This is a genomic window from Kitasatospora sp. NBC_01266, assembly GCF_036242395.1.
GTDB lineage: Bacteria > Actinomycetota > Actinomycetes > Streptomycetales > Streptomycetaceae > Kitasatospora.
The window spans coordinates 7,378,941-7,401,794 of record NZ_CP108458.1; the positions used below are offsets into that span (position 1 = coordinate 7,378,941).

At 72.4% G+C, this 22,854-nt stretch carries 17 protein-coding genes; 12 read left to right on the forward strand and 5 right to left on the reverse strand.

The annotated features are described in order from the left end of the window. Positions 1-40: 40 nt before the first annotated feature. Complete coding sequence (locus OG403_RS31780; protein ID WP_329570502.1) at positions 41-1,249, forward strand: MFS transporter; 1,209 nt, start codon at positions 41-43, stop codon at positions 1,247-1,249. Positions 1,250-1,297: 48 nt separating this feature from the next. Here OG403_RS31780 and OG403_RS31785 read toward each other — a convergent pair whose 3' ends face one another. The 3 genes from OG403_RS31785 to OG403_RS31795 all read right to left on the reverse strand — a co-directional run bounded on the left by OG403_RS31785 (position 1,298) and on the right by OG403_RS31795 (position 3,838). After that, positions 1,298-2,290 (reverse strand): ParB/RepB/Spo0J family partition protein, encoded by a 993-nt coding sequence (locus OG403_RS31785; RefSeq protein WP_329570504.1) that lies wholly within the window; start codon positions 2,288-2,290, stop codon positions 1,298-1,300. Between the two features lie 576 nt (positions 2,291-2,866). After that, complete coding sequence (locus OG403_RS31790) at positions 2,867-3,151, reverse strand: phosphopantetheine-binding protein (protein ID WP_329570506.1); 285 nt, start codon at positions 3,149-3,151, stop codon at positions 2,867-2,869. A 15-nt stretch (positions 3,152-3,166) separates the two neighbouring features. Beyond that, positions 3,167-3,838 (reverse strand): 2OG-Fe dioxygenase family protein, encoded by a 672-nt coding sequence (locus OG403_RS31795; RefSeq protein ID WP_329570507.1) that lies wholly within the window; start codon positions 3,836-3,838, stop codon positions 3,167-3,169. 302 nt (positions 3,839-4,140) lie between these two features. Here OG403_RS31795 and OG403_RS31800 point away from each other — a divergent pair, with 302 nt between their 5' ends. The 11 genes from OG403_RS31800 (at position 4,141) to OG403_RS31850 (ending at position 19,844) form a co-directional block, all read left to right on the forward strand. After that, positions 4,141-6,621, forward strand: coding sequence for a non-ribosomal peptide synthetase (locus tag OG403_RS31800; RefSeq protein WP_329570509.1), 2,481 nt, complete (start codon positions 4,141-4,143; stop codon positions 6,619-6,621). Continuing rightward, positions 6,618-7,919 (forward strand): ATP-grasp domain-containing protein, encoded by a 1,302-nt coding sequence (locus tag OG403_RS31805; RefSeq protein WP_329570510.1) that lies wholly within the window; start codon positions 6,618-6,620, stop codon positions 7,917-7,919. The genes OG403_RS31800 and OG403_RS31805 overlap by 4 nt, the downstream gene beginning before the upstream one ends. Beyond that, positions 7,916-9,847, forward strand: coding sequence for a hypothetical protein (locus OG403_RS31810; RefSeq protein ID WP_329570511.1), 1,932 nt, complete (start codon positions 7,916-7,918; stop codon positions 9,845-9,847). Before OG403_RS31805 ends, OG403_RS31810 begins: the two co-directional genes overlap by 4 nt. Before the next feature lie 221 nt (positions 9,848-10,068). Then, complete coding sequence (locus OG403_RS31815; protein ID WP_329570513.1) at positions 10,069-10,284, forward strand: MbtH family protein; 216 nt, start codon at positions 10,069-10,071, stop codon at positions 10,282-10,284. A 44-nt stretch (positions 10,285-10,328) separates the two neighbouring features. Continuing rightward, on the forward strand, positions 10,329-12,098 hold the full coding sequence (locus OG403_RS31820) for a condensation domain-containing protein (RefSeq protein ID WP_329570515.1): 1,770 nt from the start codon (positions 10,329-10,331) through the stop codon (positions 12,096-12,098). 17 nt (positions 12,099-12,115) lie between these two features. Beyond that, positions 12,116-13,687: an amino acid adenylation domain-containing protein gene (locus OG403_RS31825; protein WP_329570517.1), complete on the forward strand. Its 1,572-nt coding sequence runs from the start codon at positions 12,116-12,118 to the stop codon at positions 13,685-13,687. Next, positions 13,656-15,230, forward strand: a complete 1,575-nt coding sequence (locus OG403_RS31830) for a carbamoyltransferase C-terminal domain-containing protein (protein ID WP_329570519.1) — start codon at positions 13,656-13,658, stop codon at positions 15,228-15,230. Before OG403_RS31825 ends, OG403_RS31830 begins: the two co-directional genes overlap by 32 nt. An 88-nt stretch (positions 15,231-15,318) precedes the next feature. Further along, positions 15,319-16,155: a 2OG-Fe(II)-dependent halogenase WelO5 family protein gene (locus OG403_RS31835; RefSeq protein WP_329570521.1), complete on the forward strand. Its 837-nt coding sequence runs from the start codon at positions 15,319-15,321 to the stop codon at positions 16,153-16,155. A 75-nt stretch (positions 16,156-16,230) separates the two neighbouring features. Beyond that, positions 16,231-17,130 (forward strand): 3-oxoacyl-[acyl-carrier-protein] synthase III C-terminal domain-containing protein, encoded by a 900-nt coding sequence (locus tag OG403_RS31840; RefSeq protein WP_329570523.1) that lies wholly within the window; start codon positions 16,231-16,233, stop codon positions 17,128-17,130. A gap of 27 nt (positions 17,131-17,157) precedes the next feature. Beyond that, a complete protein-coding gene (locus tag OG403_RS31845; protein WP_329570525.1) occupies positions 17,158-18,951 on the forward strand; it encodes an NAD(P)/FAD-dependent oxidoreductase in 1,794 nt (597 codons plus the stop codon). Beyond that, entirely contained in the window at positions 18,948-19,844 is an 897-nt protein-coding gene (locus tag OG403_RS31850; protein ID WP_329570526.1) for a formyltransferase family protein, read from the forward strand. The genes OG403_RS31845 and OG403_RS31850 overlap by 4 nt, the downstream gene beginning before the upstream one ends. A 99-nt stretch (positions 19,845-19,943) precedes the next feature. Here the strand turns inward: OG403_RS31850 and OG403_RS31855 are convergent, their stop codons facing one another. After that, positions 19,944-21,098 carry a glycine amidinotransferase gene (locus tag OG403_RS31855; RefSeq protein ID WP_329570528.1) on the reverse strand — a complete coding sequence of 385 codons (1,155 nt, stop codon included), beginning with the start codon at positions 21,096-21,098 and terminating at the stop codon, positions 19,944-19,946. Between the two features lie 75 nt (positions 21,099-21,173). Further along, the gene (locus OG403_RS31860) at positions 21,174-22,826 is read right to left on the reverse strand and encodes an AMP-binding protein (RefSeq protein WP_329570530.1); all 1,653 of its coding nucleotides are present in this window, start codon (positions 22,824-22,826) and stop codon (positions 21,174-21,176) included. Positions 22,827-22,854 lie beyond the last annotated feature (28 nt).

Genomic DNA, 22,854 nt, shown 5'->3' on the forward strand with positions numbered 1-22,854 from the left:
CCCGGCAGCGGGTGCGGGTGCAGGCGGTGGCAGACGGGGCATGGGGCGGCTGCCGGCCGAACGGAACGTCCGCTGGTTCCTGCTGGGACAGCTCGTCTCGGTGCTCGGGGACACGATGCTCTGGCTGGTGGCCGGGATCTGGGTCAAGGAGCTGACCGGGAGCAACTCGGCGGCCGCGCTCACCTTCTTCCTGGTGATCGTCGGCACGCTCTGCGCCCCGGTCGGCGGCATGGTCGCCGACCGCTACCGCCGGCGCCGGCTGCTCCTGGTGCTCAACCTGGCGACCGCCGCCGTGCTGCCGGTGCTGCTGCTGGTCCGCGACAGCGGCCAGGTCTGGCTGGTCTACCTGGTGATGCTGCTCTACGGCCTGTCCAACAGCTTCCTCGATCCGGCGCAGGCCGGCCTGCTGCGGGTGCTGGTCCCCGGGGAGCGGGTGGGCGAGGTCAACGGCCTGCTGCAGACGGCGAAGCAGTCGCTGCGCCTGATCTCCCCGCTGGCCGGGGCCGGGTTGTTCGCCGCGCTGGGCGCCCATGCCGTGGTGCTGGTGGACACCGGTACCTTTCTGGTCGCGGTGGCCACCCTGCTGGCCGTGCGGCTGGACGAGGAGGCGCCGTCGGCCGGCGGCAGCGGGTGGCGCACCGAGATCACCGAAGGCGTCCGGCACCTGGCGAAGACCGTCGTGCTGCGGCAGCTCACCATCGGCTGCGCGCTGACCATGGTGGGGATGGGTCTGGCCGAGACGGTCGGGCTCGCCGTGGTCGGTGACGGGCTGGGGCGGCCGCCGGCCTTCCTCGGCGTGCTGCTGGTCGGTCAGGGGGTCGGCGCGGTGCTGGCCGGGCTGACCGCGGCCCGGATCGCCCGGCGGATCGGCGACGGCCTGCTGGTCGCCGCGGGCATGGCGTCCTTCGGGCTCGGCGCGCTGCTGCAGACCGTGCCGTCGGTGGCCGTGGTGGCGACCGGGATGGTGCTGTGCGGCGCCAGCATGCCGTGGATCGCCATCGGGCTGACCACGATCGGTTTCCGCCACACGCCGCCGGAGCTGGTCGGGCGGGTCTACGCCGGGTTCACCGTGATCATGACGGTGCCTCAGGTGCTGGCGATGGCCGTTGGCGCCGCGCTGATCGCGGCGGTGGACTTCCGGGTGGTGCTGGTGGCGATGGCGGTCACGGTGGCGGCGGCCGCCGGGTACCTCTTCACCCGCCCCGAGCAGCGGTGGGCGACGGTGGGCGCCGACGCGGTGCGGGAATGACCGCAGCTTTCCGGGGGTGGCATATCGGGTCGAAGGGGTCCCGGCTGGTCAGCGGGTCAACCGGTAGCCGGTTTTCGGAATATCCTGGTATTCCTGCTGCTGTTCTTCCAGGTCGTCCGCGAATTCCGCCCACCAGCGGCTGCAGTATTTCGCCATGCCGGCGATCCGGGACTTGCTGTGGGCCGGCAGGGATTTGATGAGGCCGGCCCGTTTCTCCCGGCTGATGGCGTGCAGGCTGAGCCAGCGGAGGAGGAATCGGCCGGTGCTGGTCAGGCAGAGTGACGGGTCGTTCTTCAGGCTGTTGAGGTTCGAGGTGTAGGTCCCGGCCATGGAGCTGGGGGAGGGCGGGGCGGCGGCTGCCGGGGGGTGGCCGTGCGGTCCGGTGGCCACGGCCGGCGCGGTGGCGGGTCCGGGTAGGAATCTGGCCGGGATGGGGTCCTCGCCGCGGCCCAGGCGCTTGCGTACGTCCCGTGCGGTACCCACCGATATCCCGGCCCGTTTGGCTATTTCGCGCAGGCTCAGGGTCGGTTCGGTGTCGATGAGTTCGCTGGCGCGCCGGCGGCCCGCCACGCTGTTCAGCGGCCGGACCCGGCCGTCGAGGCCGATCCTGGCCTGGGTGTCGATGGGGTGGTCGGGCAGGTGGTGCGCCCTGATCCGACCGACCGTGGGTGCGCTCAGGCCGGTCATCCGGGCGATGGCCCGGTCCGACCAGCTGTCGCTGGACTCGATGATGCGTGCGGCGGCGGCTTCCCGGTCGGCGAGGGTGAGCGGCAGTCCGTGGGTCACGTTCAGCTGGACGGCGCGGATGAAGGCCTCGAACTCGGTGCCGTCGAAGTACTGGACGCGGACCTCGGTGTCGCCGCGCAGTTGGGCGACCCGCAGCCGGTGCATCCCGTCGACGACGCGCATCGACCCGCGGTGGACCAGCAGGGGCGGCAGGGTGGCGTCGGATTCGGCGAGGAGCCGTATGTGGTCGGGGTCCTCGCCGTGGAGGCGAGGGGAGTCAGCGGGCTTGAGCAGCCCGACCGGCACGGTGTCCACCGTCATGTTCCAGGAACGGCGAGCGATCTGTGCGGCGCTGTCTGTGGGGGAGGTCGAGCGCTCTTCGCTGGGCAATTTCACCTTCACAGGAAGAATGGAAACCGCAGGATGAGGCAGTGGTGCTCGCCTATCTGAACTATTGACCGACGGCTAATTCATACGACCTGTGGTGGTACGGGGACGATTCGAAGCAGGTCGATCGGTGTGCGATTGGCTGTCACAACCGGTGAGCGTATTTTGTCGGCTGGGGCATGTCAAGGGTGGTGTCCATGGTGCCAGGGGGGTCGTTCGTACCGGCCGGTACGGCCCGTCGGTCGGCAATGAGTATCCGGGTAGAAACCTCGCCGAACCGATGTGTCGTAGGTGGCAGAGTTTGGGCGAATCGTGCCGTTTTGGCTCTGCGGCCTTATCACGGGCAGATCTCTGCTGGCGAATTAAAATTCGGCCCGTTCGAGAACCGGGCCGAATTCGTTCACTCACCGCAGAGCGCAGAGCGCAGAGCGCAGACCGCAGACCGCAGACCGCCGACGGCCGACCGGGTGTGGGGGCCCGGTCGGCCGGCGTGGTGGTGCGTGGTCAGCCCGCTCCGCCGCCCTCCGTCAGGCTCGGCCGGGGCTCGGCCGGCGGAGCCGTCCGGAGGGCCTGCGCCAGCAGGGTCACCGTCGGTGCTTCGATCACCGTCCGTACGGTGATCTCCAACCCGAAGGCGCTCCGGATCCGGTTGACCAGGCGCATGGCGTCGATGGACCTGCCGCTGAGCGTGAAGAAGCTCTCCTCATCGTCGACTTGGTCCAGTTCGAGGATCTCGCACCAGATCTCGCGCAGGAGTTCGGGGGTGGGGGTCGGGTGGGCCGGACTCATCGGATCAGGTCTCCGTCAGCAGAACTCGAGGAAGAACATGTCGCGGTACCCCTGCGCGGCCGGCGGGGCCACCGTCACCGGGGAGGTGGAGTGCAGGCAGGTGCGGTCGTCGAGGAAGATGTAGTCGCCGGGGTCGGTCAGGGTTCGGGTGAACACCGGTGTTCCGGCGTTGTCGTGGAGCGTGCTGGAGCCGCCGGCGACGTTCTTCCGCGCGACCAGCATCATGACGATGTGTTCGACGCCGTCCCGGTGGATTCCTTCGGGGGTCGGATTGCCCAACTGCGTTCCGGTGGCGGTGATGCGATGCTGATGGATGTTCACCCTGCCGCCGGGCGCCACCGGTCGGGCGGGCCGCGCCGTGTCGGCGATGTGCCTGGTGAAGCGGGCCAGCAGCCGGTGCACCACGGACATGCCCAGCAGGGCCGGGTCGACCGGTTCGAACCGGCGGACGACGCCGCCGTTGAGGCGGTTGATCTCCCTGCTCTGCAGGAACCCGTCGTGGTCGACCAGGCGGATGGTGTCGCTGCCGGGTTCGTAGGAAATCGTGGAGTATTTCCGGCGCCGATAGGTTCCCCCGTCCCCCATGTGCGGGTCCAGTTCGAGGTTCTCCCAGAATCGGCTGAAGCTTTCCCAGTCGTCGTCGCAGTTCCACTGCGGATCGTCCCGCACATTGCCGGACGAATACATTGGCTTGCTCATTCTTCCCAGGCTCACGGCGGGGCGGGACGCTGTCAAGGGTGCACCGGCGCCGGTCGGGCGAAGCCGATCCGGACGGGGTGTGCAACTGTCAGCCGTTTTCGGTTGCCCAGTCGGCCGGCGGATCTCGGCGGCCCTTGACGGATGCGCGGCCCTGGTCGTTACTGGCTTCTGGCCGATGCGCACTCCCGGCCAATGCGTCCGGTCAGTTCCGGCAATTCCGGCCTGGCGGAAGCCGGTGTCCAATCCTTGTTGGGAACTCTCGACGCGACACGTGAAGGAGTGACATGGCCATGGCCGATCGCCTGGATCCCACGGCGACCAGGAGTGCGGTCCGGCTGCCCGAGGGGTTGGCCGACGGGCTGACCGAGCTGAGCCGTGCGCACGGCGTGCCGCTGGAGCTGACGCTGCTCGCCGCCTTCGCGGTGCTGGCGGTCCGGCACGGCGGGGAGCGGGAGCAGGCGGTGACCGTGATCGCGGGGGAGCCGGCCCGGACCCGGGAGCTGCGCTGCGAGCTGACCGATGACCCGCCGTTCGCCGAGCTGCTGGCGCGGTTGCGGCGGCAGGCGCCGGGCGAGCTCGCAGAGCCTTCGGCCGGTTTGCGGATCGAGCTGCGGTCCGCGACCGGGTCGGCGGACGGTCCGGACCACGACCTCGCCCTGACCCTCGTTCGGGCGCCGGACGGCCCGCGCACCCGGATCGACCAGCGGCCCCGGCCCGACCAGCCGGCCCCCGCCGACCCGCCCGCCCGCGCCGACCAGCGGTCGGCGCAGGCCGCGCGCTGGACGGCGCGGTGGCACACCCTGCTCGCGGCCGTCGTCGCCGCACCGGGCACCAGGGTCGGCAGGCTCGCCGTCCTGCCGCCCGCCGAACGAGTCCTGCTGCTCGACGACTGGTCCCGCACCTCCGCCTCGGTCCCCGCCGTCGCGCTGGTCCACCGGCTGGTGGAGACCTGGGCGGAGCGGACCCCGCACGCCGCCGCCCTGACCCAGGCCGGGACCACGCTCAGCTACGCGGAGCTGAACGCCGACGCCAACCGGCTGGCCCACTGGCTGCGCGAGCGCCAGGTCGGGCCGGAGGTCGCGGTGGCGCTGCACGGCGGCTCCACCCTCGCCATGCTCACCGCCATGCTGGCCGTGCTCAAGGCCGGCGGGTACTACGTGCCGCTGGACGTCGCCGCACCGCCCGCGCGCACCGCCGAGGTGCTCGCCGACTGCGCACCCCGGCTGGTGCTCACCGAGAGCGGGTCCGCGGCCCGGTCGGCGGAGCTGCCCGACGGCGGGTGGGAGGTGTACGACCTGGCCGCCTGCGACCTCGCGCACCGGCCCGCCGGCAACCCCGACACCGCGGTGCACGGGGAGAACCTGGCCTACCTGATGCACACTTCGGGCTCCACCGGCCGCCCGAAGGGTGTGGCCATGCCGCACCGCGCCCTGGTCCGGATCACCGACTGGTACGCGACCGAGACCGCGATCACGCCCGGGGCACACGTGCTGCAGTTCAGCGCGCTCAGCTTCGACGCCTCGTTCTGCGAGATCTTCGGCGGCTGGCACGCCGGCGCCCGGGTGGTCCTGCTGCCCGACGAGGGGGTACGGCGTGACCCGGAGGCGCTGCTCGACCTGCTGGAGGCCGAGCGGATCGACCATCTGGAGGCCCCCTACTCCGGCCTGCTGAACATCGCGCACTGGGCGGTGCGCCAGGACCGGCCCCGCGACTGCCGGCTGCGCACCATCGTCACCGGCGGCGAGCAGCTGGTGATGCCGCCCGACCTGGTGCGCTGGCTGGAGCGGCTGCCCGGCTGCGCGCTGCGCAACGGCTACGGCCCCTCGGAGACCAGCGTGGCCACCACGCACTGGCTGCGCGGGGATCCGACCGGCTGGCCGCAGCTGCCGCCGATCGGACGCCCGATCACGGACGCCCTCGTCTACCTCCTCGACGAGGCGCTGCAGCCGGCCCCGGTCGGCGTGACCGGGGAGCTCTACGTGGGCGGTGAGATCCTCGCCCGCGGCTACGCCGGGCGGCCCGGGCTGACCGCCGAGCGGTTCGTCGCCGACCCGTTCAGCGCGGTGGCGGGCGGCCGGATGTACCGGACCGGCGATCTGGCCCGCCACCGGCCGGACGGTGTGCTGGAGTTCCTGGGCCGGGCCGACCACCAGGTGAAGATCCGCGGGGTGCGGGTCGAGCTGGGCGAGGTCGAGGCGAAGCTGCTGGAGCATCCGCGGCTGGCCGAGGCGGCGGTCGTCCCGCACGAGGACGCCACCGGCCGGAGCCTGGTCGGGTACGTCGTCGCCCGGGACGCCGCCCGGCCGCCGACCGCCCGTGAGCTGCGCGCGCACGCCGCCCGGCTGCTGCCCGAGCACCTGGTGCCCGCCCGGTTCGTGCCGCTGCCCGCACTGCCGCTCACCCCGACCGGGAAGCTGGACCGGGCCGCGCTCGGCGTGCCGCTGTCCGAGCCGGCGTCCGATCCGGCGTCTGACCCGGCGTCCGAGCTGCCGCCCGAGCCGCTGCCGCTGTCCGAGCCGCCGTCGGCGACGGCCGCCGCGCTGCTCGGCATCTGGCGGGAGGTCCTCGAGGTGCCCCGGATCGGGCTCGCCGACGACTTCTTCGAGCTCGGCGGCCACTCGCTGCTGGCCACCCGGGTGATCGCCAAGGTCCGGACCGAGCTGGGCAAGCGGGTCCTGATCGGCGACCTCTTCGAGTGCCCGACGATCGAGCTGCTGGCGGCCAGGATCGACGAGACGGCCGGCCGGTCGGCGCTGCGGGGGGCGAAGTGAGCAAGCCCGTCGTGGTCATCGTCGAGCCCTACTCCTCGGGCAACATGTACGCACCCGCGCTGCGCCGGGCCGGCTTCTCGACCTGCGGGATCACGCTGCGGTCGGCCGCCCCGCTGGCCGCCTCGTTCCGGGCCGCGGACTTCGACCACCACCTCGAGTACGGCGCCGACGACGCCGCACCGATCACCCCGCAGCTGCTCGACCCGGTGCTGGACCGGCTGCGCGAGCTGGCGCCGGTCGCGGTCCTCCCGGGCGAGCAGCACGGCGTGCGGCTCGCCGACCGGCTGGCCGCCGAGCTCACCCCGGACCGCGCGAACCTGCCCGAACTCGCGGCCGCCCGCTGGCACAAGGGGGAGATGTACGCCGCCGTGGCCGCCGCCGGACTGCCGGTCGTCGAGGGCCTGTGCACCCGCGATCCGGACCAGGTGGCCGACTGGCTGCGCGCCAGCGGCCTGACCGGGCGTGACCTCGTGGTCAAGCCCGCCAACGCCTCCGGCACCGACGGCGTGACCCTGCACCCGCGCGGGGCCGGCTGGCGCGCTGCCGTCAGCGGCCTGGCCGGCTCGGTCAGCCGCCACGGGATCCAGCTCACCGACGTGGTCGTGCAGGAGCACGTCACCGGCGTCGAGTACGCGGTGGACACCTTCAGCCACGACGGCGCGCACACCGTGACCGACATCGTCCGGTACCGCAAGCGGTCCACCGGCGGCCGGATGGCGATCTACGAGAGCATGGAGTTCGTGCCGTTCGACGCGCCCGGCCACGCCGAACTGCTGCGGTACACCGAGCGGGTGCTCGACGCGCTCGGCGTGCGGTTCGGCGTCGCGCACACCGAGGTCATGGTCACCGACCGCGGGCCGCTGCTGATGGAGGTGAACGCCCGGCCGCCGGGCGGCGCGCAGCCGTGGGCCTGCCAGCTGGCCACCGGCGACAACCTCATCGACCGCGCGGTGCGGTACCTGGGCGGGCAGGCCGCGATCCGCCCCGACTACGACCTGGAGATGACCGTCCTGGTGGTCTTCTTCGCGGTCCGCTCGGCCGGGCGGATCAGCGGGATCGACGGCCTGAACGCCATCACCGAGCTGCCGAGTTGCTGCCATCTCAAGATCAACGTCGCGGACGGGGACGAGGTGCCCGAGACCCTGGACCTGATGGACGCGCACAAGCTCGGCGTGGCGGTGCTCGCCCATCCCGATCCGGCCCAGGTCCGGGCCGACCACCTCGAAGTGCGGCGGATCGCCTCCCGGGTCGGGCGGCCCGGCGGATTCACGATCGACCCGGTCCCGGTGGCGCCGTGACCGCCGCCGGGCCGTTCTCGGCCCACCAGGACCTGCCCGGCTACCTCGACGCGCTGCGGAACCCGGCCCGGATCCCGCTGCTGGGAGCGGTGGGCGGCCGGCTGGGCGAACTCCGCGACCTGCTGGGGGCCGGGCCGGCCGGGGAACTTCGTGGTCCGGCCGGCGGGGTGCTGGTGCTGGTGCCGCCCGGTTCGGCCGCCGCGCCGGTGGGCGCGGCGCTCGCGGAGCGGGTCGGCGGGACGTTCCTGGCGGGTGCGCTCCACGAGCCGGCTGCGGGCGCCGCCGAGGTGGAGCATGTCGTGCTGGCCGGTCTCGCCGACGAGCTGTCGCTGGAGCTGGTGCTCGAAACCCTCGCTGCGACGGCGCAGTTGCGCCGGGACGGCCGCGGTACGGCGGCCCTCGGCGTGCTGCTCGGCCGGAGCCTGGACGAACTGAGCTGGCTGATCGCCAAGGGGCTCGGCTGCGGCCTGCGGGAGCCGCCGGCCCACCCGCAGCTCTGCGTCGCCCCGTGGGGCGGCCTTGAGCGCGAGGACCCGCCCGGCGCCCGCTGGGTGGTGGGCGACGAGGTCCGGGCCGAGGTGGTGGCGCCGCTGCTCGCCGAGCGGCACGGCCTGGTGTCCTTCGCCGTCGCCGGCCGGGAGCACGGTCTGATCCTGCGGGACACCGTGGTCTGCGGGGCCGACGTCGACCCGGCCGGGCCCGCCGTGCCGCCCGCCGGTGCGCCCGGCTGCGCGTTCTCCGGGCAGTGCTTCCGGGCGGGCGTCACCTCGGCCGACGTCATCCTGGCCCGGGAGATCCGGGCCGACGCCGTCCTCGCCAACAGCTGCATGTCCTGGCGGCCCGGACACGGCCTGGTGGCCGCCGACTACCAGCTGACCAACGCCTTCCAGCGCGGCATCGCCGCGGCGTTCATCGGGGCCGTGCACCAGATGGTCCCCGACGTCCGGCTCAACCGCCTGGCCCACCGGGCCGCGGCGGCCGGCGCCACCGCGGGTCAGCTCGCCGTCCTGCTGAACCAGCAGGTCGCCGGCCGTGAGGTGCCGCACTACCTGCTGCTCGGCCTGCCGTGGGTGGCGCCGGTGCCGGCGGCCGGGCCGGTCGGGTTCGACCGCCTCGTGCCGCTGCTCGCCGCGACCTCGACGGCTGCCGAGGACGGTGTCCTGGCCCGGCTGCGGCAGGCCGGACGGGCGATCGAGGGGCTGCGCGACCTGCCGCTGGCCGGGTTCCTGCCGGCCGCCGGCCTGGCCGGCCTCGACACCCAGGTCGTCGCGGTGGTGGGCGGGCTCCGGCAGGACCGGTCCGGAGCGGGGACGGCCGCCGACGGCGCGCCGGTCGAACGGCTGCTGGAGCTGGTGGCGGACGCGGAGTTCGACGTGGCGCTCGACCTGTACGACTTCGCGCAGGTCAGCGAGTCGCCGCCGAGCGAGGTCTGGGAGGACTTGCTGGAGACCACGGCCGTGCCCGGCAGCGGGCGGTGCCCGTACTGCGGTGGACCGACGGCCGCGGTGACCGGCCGGCATCCGGCCCACCCCCGCCTGGAGCGCGAGGTGCTGGCCTGTCACCGCTGCGGCCCGGTGCTCGATCTGCCCGCCGGTTCGCCGATCCGGATGATCACGATCGACTGCCCGGAACTCTGGCCGCGTCCGGGCACGGTGGACCTCGAGCTGACGATCACTGCGGCGGCGGGAGCGGAGCTCCGCACGGCGGCGGTGGTGGTCCAGGTGGCCAGGGCGGCGGCCCACGGCCTGATCGGGCCGCAGCCGCAGCGGGTGCGGCTGCGGCCGGGGAGCGCGGCCCGGCTCCGGGTCGAGGTCGCGGTCGAGGAGCACGCCTTCGCCCACCACGAGCACGTCGTCCGGGGGTTCGTGGTGGCCGGTGGTCAGGTGCACTGCGCGGCCCGGCCGGTGGCGGTCCGGCCGCGGGCGTGACGGGGCCCGGCGCGGCACGGGAGCACGACGGCGATGTGCAACTGACAGCTGCTGGCAGTTGAACGCCGAACGGACCGGGTGTCCGACCGGCGTGGGAAAGCCGGCGTGGGAGAGCCGGCGCGGGAAAGCCGGTGTCGGAAAGCCGGCCTGGGAAAGCTTGTGCACGCCCGGCTCGGTCGGTTTTAGTTGGTGGGATACCTAGGCGCGCGGGAAGGTGGACGATGAATCCGTTCGATGATCCTGAAGCCAGCTATGTGGTGCTGGTCAACGAAGAGGGCCAGTTCTCCCTCTGGCCCGAGTTCGCCGGAATTCCGGACGGCTGGCGGATCGCCCGTCCAGCTGCGGCCCGGACGACCTGCATCGAGTTCATCAATGAGAATTGGACGGACATGAGGCCGGCGAGCCTGGTGCGGGAGAGCGAAACCACCGCGTCCTAGTTTTCCCGAATTCCTGACGTCAGCAGCAGAAAATGGAGGGGGACATGGCTGCGGCACCGCTGTCGTTCGCGCAGGAGCGGTTGTGGTTCCTGAACCAGGTGGAGGGCCTGTCGGCGGCGCACAACTCGGCGGAGACGTTCCGGTTGTCCGGTCCGCTGAGCGCCGGGGCGCTGGAGGCGGCGCTCGGGGACGTGGCGGTGCGGCACGAGGTCCTGCGCACGGTCTTCCCGATGGGCGAAGGCGGCCCGTACCAGCGGGTGCTGCCGGCGGCGCAGGGCCGGCCGGCCCTGGTGGTGGCCGAGCCGGGTGAGCGGGAGCTGGCTGCGGCGGTGGCCGAGGTGGCCGGGCGGGGTTTCGACCTGACGGTGGATCCGCCCCTGCGTGCCTGGCTGTTCGTCGCCGGGCCGGCCGAACACGTGCTGGTGGTGGTGTTCCATCACATCGCGTGGGACGCCTGGTCGGCGGGGCCGTTCTGGCAGGCGCTGGCCCAGGCCTACCAGGCCCGGCTCGCGGGCGCCGAGCCGCGCTGGGACCCGCTGCGGGTCCAGTACGCGCAGTACGCGGTGTGGCAGCGCGCGGTGCTCGGCGACGAGGACGATCCGCAGAGCGCGATGTCCCGGCACCTGGCCTACTGGCGGGCCGAACTCGCCGCACTGCCCGAGTCGTTGGAGCTCCCCGTCGACCGTCCCCGGCCGCCGGTCCCCAGCCGGGTGATCGGCACGGTGCCGTTCCGGGTGCCGGCCGGGCTGCACGGCGGGCTGCACGAGCTGGCCCGGGACTGCGGGGCCACCATGTTCATGGTGCTGCACGCGGCGATCGTCGCGCTGCTGACCCGGTTGGGGGCCGGGACGGACATACCGCTGCGCGCCACGGTGGCCGACCGCCCCGACGACGCCCTCGGCGAGCTGGTCGGCTTCTTCGTGAACACCCTGGTGCTGCGGGTCGACACGGCCGGCAACCCGAGCTTCCGCGGGCTGCTGGGCCGCGTCCGGGACACCGACCTGGCCGCCTACGAGCACCAGGACCTCCCGTTCGAGAAGGTCGTGCACGCGCTCAACCCGGAACGCTCCCTCGACCGCCACCCGCTCTGCCAGGTCGCGATCGCCTGCTACGACGGGTTGGAGAACGAGCTGCGGCTGAAGGACGTCCGAGCCCGGCACGAGAGCATCGACACCAACTCCGGGGTGCTGGACCTCATCTTCGACCTGAACCAGCTCCGCGCCGCTGACGGTGGGCCGGGCGGCATCGAGGGCACCCTGGCCTACGCCGTGGACCTGTTCGACCGGCAGACCGCGGCCCTGCTGACCCGGAGCCTGGTGCTGCTGCTCGAAGCCGTGGTCGCGGCGCCCGACGCGCCGATCGACCGGGCCGACCTCGGGTTCCCGCCGGAGCGGACCCGGCCGCTGCCGCAGCGCGGTACGGCCGCACCGGCGTCGGCGCAGCGCGGTACGGCCGCGACGGCAGCGGCGGCGCCCGGCGCCGAGCCGTCCCCGCCGGCGGAGCAGGGGGCGCGCACGCCGCTCGAGGAGACCCTGTGCGGCCTGTTCGCCGAGGTCCTCGACCGGACGCCGGTGCGCGCCCAGGACGACTTCTTCCTGCTCGGCGGGCACTCGCTGGCGGCGACCCGGCTGGTCAGCCGGATCCGTTCGGTGCTCGGCGTCCGCTTCGGGCTCCGCGAGTTCTTCGACGAACCCACCGTGGCGGGAGTCGCCCGCAGGATCGGCGCCGCCGCCCGGCCGGATCCGCTGCCGCCGATCTCCCGTCGGCGCGCGGGCCCGGCCGGTGGCGCTGCGACGGCTGACCAGGATGGATAGACGACGGGGGAGTCGCCATGGGTTCGGGTGAGCCGGAGCCGACCACGCGGTGCCTGCACGAGATCTTCGAGGACCGGGCCGCCGCCGCGCCCCACGCGTTGGCGGTGGTCGCCGAGGACGAGCGGTTGAGCTACGGCGAGTTGGACCTGCGCGCCGATCGACTGGCCCAGCGGCTGGTGGACGCGGGAGTGCGGCGCGGTTCGCTGGTGGGGATCCACCTGGAGCGCGGGACCGGGATGGCCGTGGCCATCCTCGCCGCGCTGAAGGCGGGGGCCGGCTACGTGATGCTGGACCGGGACTTCCCGGCGCACCGCCTGCGCGGCATGGTCGAGGACACGGACCCCGTGGTCGTGATCGCCCGCAGCGCGGCGGAGGTGCGGCGGCTCGGCGCCTCGGCGCGCTTCGTCGCGCCGACCGCGACTGCCGGTCGGGCCTTGCCGAGGGGCGCCGCGGGTGCCCGGTCCGCGGACCTGGCCTGCGTCATCTTCACCTCCGGTTCCACCGGGCGGCCGAAGGGTGTCGCCGCTCCGCACCGGGCGATCGTCGCCACCATCGTGGGACAGCGCTACACGCGTTTCGGCCCCGACACCGTCTGGCTGCAGTGCGCGCCGGTCTCCTGGGACGCGTTCGCGCTGGAGCTCTGGGGCCCGCTGCTCTCCGGCGGCGCCTGCGTCTTCCACCCGGGGAGCCCCGATCCGATCCGGATGGCGCAACTCGTCGCCCGGCACGGCATCACCACGATGAACCTGCCGACCGTCCTGTTCCACGTGATCATGGAGGCGTACCCGGCCGCCTTCGCGGCCCTCACGGACCTGCTCGTCGGCGGCGAGCGGCTCTCGCCCGAGCATGCCGCGCGGGTGGTGCGCGAATTCCCGGCGCTGCGCTTCGTCAACGGGTACGGGCCGGTCGAGTGCATGATCTTCGTGACGACGCATCAGGTCACCGCGGCCGGCGCGGAGTTGGCACCGGTGCCGATCGGGCGCAGCCTGGCCGGCAAGAACCTCCAGGTGCTGGACGAGCGGTTGCGACCGGTGGTCGACGGCGAGGTCGGCGAGCTGTACGCCTCGGGGGAGGGGCTGGCCCGCGGATACCTCGGCCGGCCCGGGCTGACCGCCGAGCGGTTCGTCGCCGACCCCTTCGGCAGACCGGGCGGGCGCATGTACCGTACCGGTGACCTGGTGCGCCGGAACGCCGACGGGCCCCTGGAGTTCGTCGGCCGGGTGGACGGACAGGTGAAGATCCGCGGCATCCGCGTCGAGTACGCCGAGGTGGAAGCCGTGCTGGAGGCGCATCCCGCCGTCAGCAAAGCCGTCGTCATGGCCACCGACGACCATCCTGAGGACCGGCGGCTGATCGCCTATCTGACGATGCGTCAGGAATCGGGGATCGGGCCGGTCGAGGACGGTCTCCGAAGCCATGCGGCGGAACACATGCCGGATTTCATGGTGCCGTTCCGGTTCGTCCTGCTGGACTCGTTCCCGCTGACGCCCAACGGCAAGCTCGATCGCAAGGCCCTGGTCACACTCGAAGCAGACCGGCCGCCCGGAGGTGGGCAAGATGCTGATTCTTGGATTCAAAGAAGGTCATGACGGCGCGATAGCCGCGATCGACGACGGTCGGCTCCTCTTCTCGCTGGAGGCGGAGAAGGACTCGTTCCCCCGCTACGACCGGCTGACCGCCGAGGTGTTGCTGCTCGCCGCGGAACGGCTGGGGCGGCTACCCGACGCGTTGGCGGTCGGGGGCTGGGTCAAGGGCACTCACTCGGTGGAACCCCCGTCCAGGACGGGTTACTTCGGCGTGGGTCCGGGAGCGGTCTCGGATGAGCTCGGGAGGTTCTTCGGCCAGGACGTGCGGATCTTCTCCTCCACCCACGAGCGGTCGCACATCATGACCGCGCTCGGCCTCTCGTCGTTCCGGCCCGGACAGCCCTGCTACTGCCTGGTGTGGGAAGGGAACATCGGCTCGTTCTACCTGATCGACGAACACGGCGCGGTCACCCACCTGCGCCATGTGCTGGCCGACCCGGGTAACAAGTACGCCTACCTGTTCGCGCTCGCCGATCCGAGGTTTCCGGCGAACAAGGGCCTGCTCCGGCTCCAGGACGCCGGGAAGCAGATGGCGCTGACCGGCTTCGCGCAGCGGACCGCGCTGAGCCCGGACGAGAAGAAGCTGATCGACTTCATCCTGAACCAGGAGCAGATCGTCCTGCGGCTGCCGAAGGACGAGATGACCTGGACGCCCTTCCACAACATCGGAGTCGAGTCGCAGGAGTACCGGAACCTGGCGGCGAAGCTGTCGGACGCCATCTTCGACCGCTTCTACCAGTACGCCGAAGGGGCGCTCACCGAGGGGTATCCGCTGCTGATCTCGGGCGGCTGCGCCCTCAACTGCGAGTGGAACCGTCGCTGGCGCGAGTGCGGACTCTTCCCCGAGGTGTTCGTGCCGCCCTGCCCGAACGACAGCGGCTCGGCCCTGGGCACGGCGATCGACGCACAACTCCACTACACCGGATCGGCGTCGGTGTCCTGGGACGTCTACGCGGGCGACGCGTTCGTCGAGGACGCCGGCTTCGACCCGGCGGAGTTCGACGTCCGGCCGCTGGACTACGCCGAGGTGGCCAAGTCCCTGGCGGACGGCAAGGTGCTCGCCTGGGCACAGGGGCGCTGGGAGATGGGCCCGCGCGCGCTCGGCAACCGGTCGATCCTGGCCGCGCCGTTCAGTCAGGAGACGACGGTTCGGCTGAACCGGATCAAGCAGCGCGAAGGGTACCGGCCGATCGCTCCGATCTGCCTGGCGGACGACGCCGAGCGCTGGTTCAGCGGTTCGATCCCCGACCCCTACATGCTCTACTTCAGCCAGGTGCTGGCACCGGAGTTGCAGGCCGTCACGCACGTCGACGGCACGGCCCGCGCGCAGACCGTGACGCCGGAGCAGAACCCGGAGATGGCCCGCCTGCTCGCGGCGTTCCGCGAGCTCACCGGATTCAGCGTCCTGTGCAACACCTCGCTCAACTACTCCGGGCGCGGTTTCATCAACCGCACCAGCGACCTGGTCCAGTACGGCGAGCAGCACGGCCTGGACGGTTACGTCGTGGGTGACACGTTCGCGGTGCGGCGGAGGCCGAGCGCGTGACGCGGATCCATTGGTGACCGGGCCCAGGGTCCGGCACCCCGATGCCAGCCAGACACCTCAGCCATGCCAACGGGAAGGCGGTTCGATCGTGGTACGAGAACCTCGGCCACTGGCCGGATTTCAGGCGGACCCCGACTTCTTCCGCCTCGAGGAACGGTCCGCGTTCGACCCCGGGCTGGTGGTGGACGTTCTTCGGGGGAAGCGGCTCGGCGTCATCTTCCGGGGGGTGATCCCGGCGGCCGCCCAGAAGGAGTCGGTGGCCAGGTTCTGGGCCAGCCCGGCGCGCCGGCACCGCGAGGGAGAACCCTCGCACTACCTCGGCTCCTACCACTGGAACAAGTCGACCGAGACCTACCTCGCCGAGACCGCGCAGGTGGTGGCAGAGGTCAGGGAGGTCCTCGAGGTGCCGAACTCGCCGTGGCAGTCGTTCCGGTCGGGACTGGCCGCGGAACTCGCCCGGCAGGACGCCGTCATCCGGATCGCCGAGCACGAGGGCGCGCAGGCCTGCCCGGCGCTGATCCGGGCCTGGGACAAGGAGGGTGCGTTCGCCCTCGAGCCCCATGAGGACGCGGCCCAGTGCACGGACCCGCGGCAGGCCGGCTTCGAGGTCCAGGGCGTACTGGACCACGAGGTCTGCGCCGTCAACATGTGCGTCGAGCACGAGGAGGGCGGGCGGCTGGTCATCTGGAACATCCGCCCCGACGATGCCAGCAGGCGACGCCTGGGGATCGAGCACACCGGATTCTCCTACCCGGCCGACGTCCTGGTCGACTTCGACGAGCTGCGCATCGACATCCAGCGGGGCGACGTCTACGTGTTCAACGGCTCCTACGTGCACGCCGTGGACACCAGCACGGGAAACCGCAGCAACCTGTCCTTCCTGATGGGGTTCATCGACGAGCACACCGTGGTCACGTGGACGTGACCGGCGACGCGACCGACGCGGACCAGGCCCGATGAATCCGGCACACCCGATCCCGGCAGGCGGTACTTGATCAGGATGACCCTCCTCCACCTCTCCGCCGTCGAGTACGTGCACGGCGACCGACACAGCATCGCCGAACTGTCCGGCCAGCTGGATGCCGAACTGCTCGACCCGGACTCGGGTCTGGCCTACTACCGGGCCAGCGACCTGGAGATCTGGCAGCTCGCCGCCGCGGCCGGCGCCCGCACGGTCGCGGCCGGCGCGGACCCACCCGACCTGCTCGTCTACGTGACCGAGAACGACCACGGGAGCAGCGACTCCCTGACCCGCCTGGTGCGCTCGCTCGACCTGCCCGCCGCCGAGTACCTGCGGGTGTCGGGGCACGACTGCGGCAACCTCGGCCCCGCCCTGCTCCTCGCCAGGCGGGCACTCGCCTCGGGCGAGCACCGCCGGGTGCTGCTCCTGCTGGCCGACAAGGTGCTGGACGGCGACCGGAGTCAGGCCGACAAGCTCTCCGTGGTCAGCGACGGCGCCGTCGCCTGCCTGGTCACCGCCGAGCCGCTCGAGGTGGGCGGTCCCCGGTTCGCGGTGCACGGGGTGTCGACCGTCACCGACTCCGAAGCCGGGGGGCAGGGTGAGGCCGGTGACCGGATCCTGGGCACGGTAGCCCTGTCCGTCGCGGGAACCGGGGCGATCACCCGGCAGACCGGACGCGAGGTGACGGACTTCGACCACCTCCTCTTCCCGAACTACCAGACCATCAGCCGGCAGTTCCTCTGTTCGGCGATGGGCGCGCCGGTCGACCGGCTCCTTGCCGGGCCGGCGGCCGAGTTCGGGCACTGCTTCTCCGCGGACGTTCTCGTGTCCCTGGCGTCCTGCGCGGACAGCGGGCGGATCCGACCGGGCGAGCACGTGCTGGCCTTCGGTGACGGCCCGAACTCCTGGACCTCGCTCGCCCTCGAGCGGCTCGGCTGACCACCAGAACGATCTAAGGGACCTGCCATGCCCATCGTTGTAACCGGCCCGGTGAACCGGGAGGTACTGAACCTCGTCGGGGACGGGACGGATCCGCGGACACCCGCGGGCTTCGTGACCGATCCCCGACGAGCCGTCGTCATCGCCGATGACCGGTCGGGTGCGGACCGGGAGCGCACGTCCGCCGATCAGCACGCGGTGACCGTGCGGGCGTACGAGGCGAGGAGGACGCCGGGCGGGCTGACGGACTTCTCGCTGCCGCTCGTCGAGGTCATCGGCCCACCGGCCCGAGCGTTCCTGACGGCGCTGCGCCACGCGGAGGAGCGCTGCCGCTCGAGCGGCCCGCGACCGCCGCTGCCGCCGCCGTTAACGCAGCCCGCCGACCGGGACGTCGTGCTGGTCGGCGCCGGGATCGTCAACCTGATCACCGCCTGGTACCTGGCCCGCGCCGGCTACCGGCTGCGGATCCTGGACGCGCGCCCCGACCCGAGGACAGCCCTGCACTGGTCCGCGTACGGGTGCACCCGGGCCGGCGGCGACGCCCGCATGTTCACCCTGACCGAGGCCGACGACTACCACGCCAAGGCCGCCGGCGACCGGCTCGCGGTCAACGGGGTCTTCCGCCGCTCCCTCGGCGCCCGGGGCTGGAACGTCAGGGCGGCGCCGTTCACCGCCCAGGAAGAGCGCTGGGTATCGGACTTCGAGGCCGTCCCCGGCTGGCTGGCCCAGCTCTACAACGAGGACATCATGTCCTTCAACCGCGAGAGCCGCGGGCTCTGGCGGTCACTGATCCAGGACTGCCCCGAACTGTTCCAGGACGCGGGTCACGCGCCGGGGATCCTCAGGCTCTACACGGATCAGGAGCAGTTCGAGCAGTCGGCGCTGCGCCACCGCGGCATCGGCGCACTGCGACGGGTTCTCGGACCGGCCGAGCTCCGCCGACGCCATCCCGGACTCGCCTCCTCGACCGACGACCTGGTCGGCGGCCTGGAGGTGCCCGGCTTCACCGTCAACGTGCACGCCTTCATGGCCCGGCTGATCTCCCGCCTGGAGCAGGCCGGCGCGGTGTTCGGCTGGGCCACCCCGGTCGAGCGGATCGAGCGGGGGGAGGGCGGGCGGCTGCGCGGTCTGCGGGTCGCCGGCGAGCTGGTGACCGCCGGCGGCTACGTCCTCTCGCCGGGGGCCCAGGGCCGCGAACTGCTGGCCGGCACGCGGTCCGCGGAGCGGATCCACGGCGTGCTGGGGGTGTGGATGCACCTGCCGAACCTTGCTCCGGAGCTGCGCCACTCGCTCAAGATCGCCCGGCGCGGCCACCTGACCGAGGACGCCAACGTGACCCTGGGGACGGACGGACTGGGCCGCCCCGAGCTCATCGTGGGTTCCGGGTACGGCTACCTGGGTGCGGACGGTTCCGGTGCCGATCCCGCCGAACTCGACAAGATGTTCGCGGCCGTGGAGGACACCTGCCGCCAGTTCTTTCCGAAGGCGTACGCGCAGGCGTCCGGCGACGGTTCGCTGCGGCGGAGCCGGCGCGTCTGCGTCAGACCCTGGACACCGTCCAACCTCGGGATCTTCGAGGCGATCCCGACGACCGCGGGCGGCGTCGGGGTCATCACCGGCGGCCACAACACGGGCGGCTTCGCGCAGGCGCCGAGTGTGGCAGCGGCCGTCACCGCCGCGCTGGAGGGCCGGCCGCACCCCATGCACGAGCTGTACGAGCCGCAGCGCCTGGACCGGTTCCTGCGGCCGGCCGAGGACGGCCGCAGCGTGCTGTCCCGGCGTGCCCTCGCCGCCTGCTCCGGTGGGCGGGTGCTCCGGTGAACCTGGCCCGCGAGAACGCCAACGAGTGGCATGCCACGCCGAGTTCACCCGGTGAGCGGCTGCGGGTGGCCGTACTCTGCTCGGACGACCCGCACCACGAGTACCTGGTGTCCCGCATCGCCCGCGAGTTGAACCTGGTGGGGGTGGTCGTCGAGCCGGGTGCCGCGCAGCAGCGGCGCCTGTGGGCCAGACGCGCCTGGCTGGACGCCGTCGCCCGCGCCTACCAGGTCCGCCGCCAGCGGTACACCGGCCGGTCCGCCTACCGGCGCCGGTACTTCGCGCCGCTGACCGCGGGGGAAGTTTGGCCGGCGGACCGGGTGCGGTACGTCGACTGGGTCAACTCGGCGCAGGCCAGGGCGTATCTGGAAGACGTCCGGCCGGACGTGACGGTAGTCTGCGGGACCACCTACCTCAGATCCGCGACCATCGCGGCCGGCGGTCTGATGATCAACATTCACGGGGGTTTCCTGCCGCACTACAAGGGCAACCACTGCGTCTTCTTCGCCTTCCTGCGCAAGGACTACCAGCGGATCGGTGCCAGCCTGCACCTGGTCGCCGGCAAGCTGGACGGCGGCGAACTGCTCGAGGTGGTGCGGCCGGAGATCCGCCCGCAGGACAACGACCAGCACCTCTACGACCGGTCGGTGCAGCTGGCGATCGACCGCCTGGTGGAGATCCTCACCGTCTTCGAGATGGGGGATTCGGTCCTGCGGACCGTCCCGCAGGAGGACACGGGGGAGACCTTCCGGCACCGCAGCCGCAAGCCGCACCTCGACCTGTGGGTGTGGCTGAGGAGGCGGCTGGGGCTGGCGAAGGTTCCGCACCTGCCGCGTGAGCAGTCGCCGATCAGCTGCCTGGTGCCGCGCGCTGCCCGGCACGACGAAGCCCGGTGATCCAGCCGGAGTTCGAGGCTCTCTTCCCCGCCTGGTGAGCGGAACGCCCGGCCGGCCCCTCGGGGCGGGCCGGGCGTTCCGCTCACCAGGCGGGGTTGCTCAGCTGAGGTAGTCCTCCGGAGCGGAGCCGCGGCGGACGGTGTCCAGGGTGAAGCAGTGCAGGCCGCCGCCGAACAGCCGCCGGTGCCGGTGGCGGACCGGGACGGTGGTGAAGCCGTGCCGTTCCAGGGTCCGCCGGAGCTCCGGGCACGCCTCGTTCACCAGGACCGTCTCCTGGTCGATCGACAGGACGTTGAGGTCGATGTACGGGCTGGTGAGCACCAGGTCGTCGTCGTCATAGCTCGGGAAGGCGTTGATCTCCGGCTCGGGCGCGAAGATCATGTCCCACTTGCGCAGCGGTTCCGGCAGCAGCTCCGCCACCTTCGGCGTCCGCACCAGGAGCAGCCCCGGCCGGAGCGCGAGCACCATGCTGTCGATGTGATTGTCCGTCAGCGAGACCCGGTGGATCCTGAACCGGCCCTCCAGGTGGCGCTCCAGCCAGTCGCACCCCAGGGCATGGTTCGCCGTCGAGACGTTGACCATCAGGTCCTTGCCGAGGCGCAGGCACTGGGCGCCGTCGATCATCATCTCGAAGCCCGTGTCGTAGGGCGACGGCTTCGGTTCCTTGATGAGCTCCGCCGGACTGCCGGGCGACCGCTCGGCATAGGACGGATCGAAGGACGCGTCCGTCATCAGCGGCCTGGGCATCACCGTCCAGCGGGCGCCTTCCTCGAAGTAGCCCTGGAACACCTTCTTCAGGAGCTGCGTCTCGAAGTACCGCGACCGGACCTGCGGCGGGGTCTCGATGATCTCGTCGCCCAGGATGAGCGTGTTGTCCCGGATGTTCAGCGGCGGCAGCACCGCGGCCGGCCAGGCCAGGGTTTCGACCCGGGTCACCTCTGCCAGCGGCATCGGCCGGTGCACCTTGATCGACAGGGACTCGAGGGTCTGGGCGATTCCCTCGACATCCTCGGTCAGTTCCTCCACGTACCGCTTCTTGATGGGCGACTGCGGGCTCGCGGCCGGGCGGCTGCCTTCGCCGGGCGGGGTCACCACCGGGTAGTACTGCTGGTCGTAGAAGGATTTCTGGGTGGCGAGGTTGTCGTAGAAGAACAGCTTGAATGACAGTTCCTGCTCGTGCGTCGTGTAGTTCTCGGCTGACCCGACGACCACTTCCTGGAGTGGCGACCAACCGTCATAGCTGTTCAGGCGCATGCGCCCGCCTCCTCTGTCGGTTTTGAATTTTCCAGTCATGCTACGACCGCGCCGACTGCTCGACAATGTGTCAATTCACCGCTGTTGTGCGGTCGGAGCACCGGTCGTTTTCGGATTCCGCTGCGCGGCCGGCCCGTCGACGAGTCGGGCCAGCGTCGCCAGGGTGGGATCGGTCAGGAAGGCCGGCAGTGAGACGGACACGCCGTACTCCGCCCTGACCCGCTCCAGCAGCTTCATGACCCTGACCGAGTCGCCGCCGCCGGCGAAGAAGTGGTCCCGGAGCGTGGCGGTCCGGCAGGCCAGGACCTCGCACCAGAGCGCGGCGAGCCGGCGTTCCCGCTCGGTCCGCGGTGTGTCGTCCGCCGCCGCCTCGGGGGGTGCGGGCAGCCGCGCGGGGTCGAGCGCGCCGGTCGGATCGAGCGGCAGCCTGGGCAGCACGAGGAGCCGGGCCGGCACCGCGTAGTCGGGCAGGACCCCGCGCAGATAGCGGAGCAGTTCCTCCGGTGCGGCGGCCTGCGGCCCCGGCGAGGTGAGGTACCCGATCAGGCGGTGGCCGGGCGCACCGTCCGGGCGGGCCACCACTGCCGCGTGCCGCACCGTCGGATGGGCGCGGAGCAGCACCTCCGCCTCGGCCGGCACCGGCCGGCGCCGCAGCGCCACCGCGCCCGCCACCGCACCGGCGCCGGAACCGTCGACCAGCTCCGCGCCGGGGAAGTGGCGTGCCACGCCCGCCAGATCGGCGTCCGCGACCCCCTCCCCGTCGAGCTCCCCGTCGAGCTTCCCGTCGAGGACGATGGCACGCGGCTCAGGTGCCGGTGCGCCGGCCTCCAACTGGGCGATGAACAGCCGCAGCAGGGCGGGTGTGCAGGGCAGCACGGTCGCCCGCTGCCGGACGAGCTCACCCAGCAGGGTGGCCGGCGGTGCCGCCCAGGGGTTGATGACGTGCAGGCTCGCACCGGCCAGCAGCGCGCCGAACAGCTCCGGCGCCGGGCCGTCGAAGGCGCACTGCGCGAGCATCGGCACCCGGTCCTCGGCGCCGAGGCCCAGGCGCTGGGCGAACGCGAGCGCCCGCGTGAGCAGGCCCCGGTCGGTCAGCCCGACCTCCTGCGGCGCGCCGGTGAGGCCGGAGGTGTGCAGGACGCACGCGAGTGCGTCGCGGGTGCCGTCTGCCTCGTCTGCCTCGTCTGCCTCGTGCGGCTCGTGCGGCTCGAACGGCGGCTGGGCCGGCCCGTCGTCGTCGGCGACCGCCAGCACCGGGCGTCCCTCGGCCGGCCGCTCGGCAGCCGTGGCGTGCGCGGCGTCGGTGAGGATCAGTGCCGGATCGGTGCCGGTGACGGCGGCGGCCAGCTGCGCGGTGGGCTGCTGCGGGTCCAGCGGCAGGTAGGCGGCGCCGGCCTTCAGCACCGCCAGCACGGCGGCGACCACCTTGATGTCGTGGCCGTACAGCAGGGCGACCCGCTCACCGCGACCGGCCACCGCCCGGATCCGGGCCGCCAGCGCGTCGGAGCGGGCGTCCAGCTCGCGGTAGGTCCAGGCGCCCGAGGGGCCGTGCACGGCGAGCCGGTCGCCGAACCGGGCGGCGACGGCACGGAACCGGCGGACCAGCGTCTCCTGGGCCGGTACCGACGGCACCGGCCACGAGTCCGCCGCGCCGGCCGCCCGCCGGCCGGCGGGCCGCCCGTCCTCCGGTGGGCGGTCGCCGGGCTGCTCGGTCGGATTCCGCGTCATGCTGCACTCCTGTCAGGCGGGACGGACA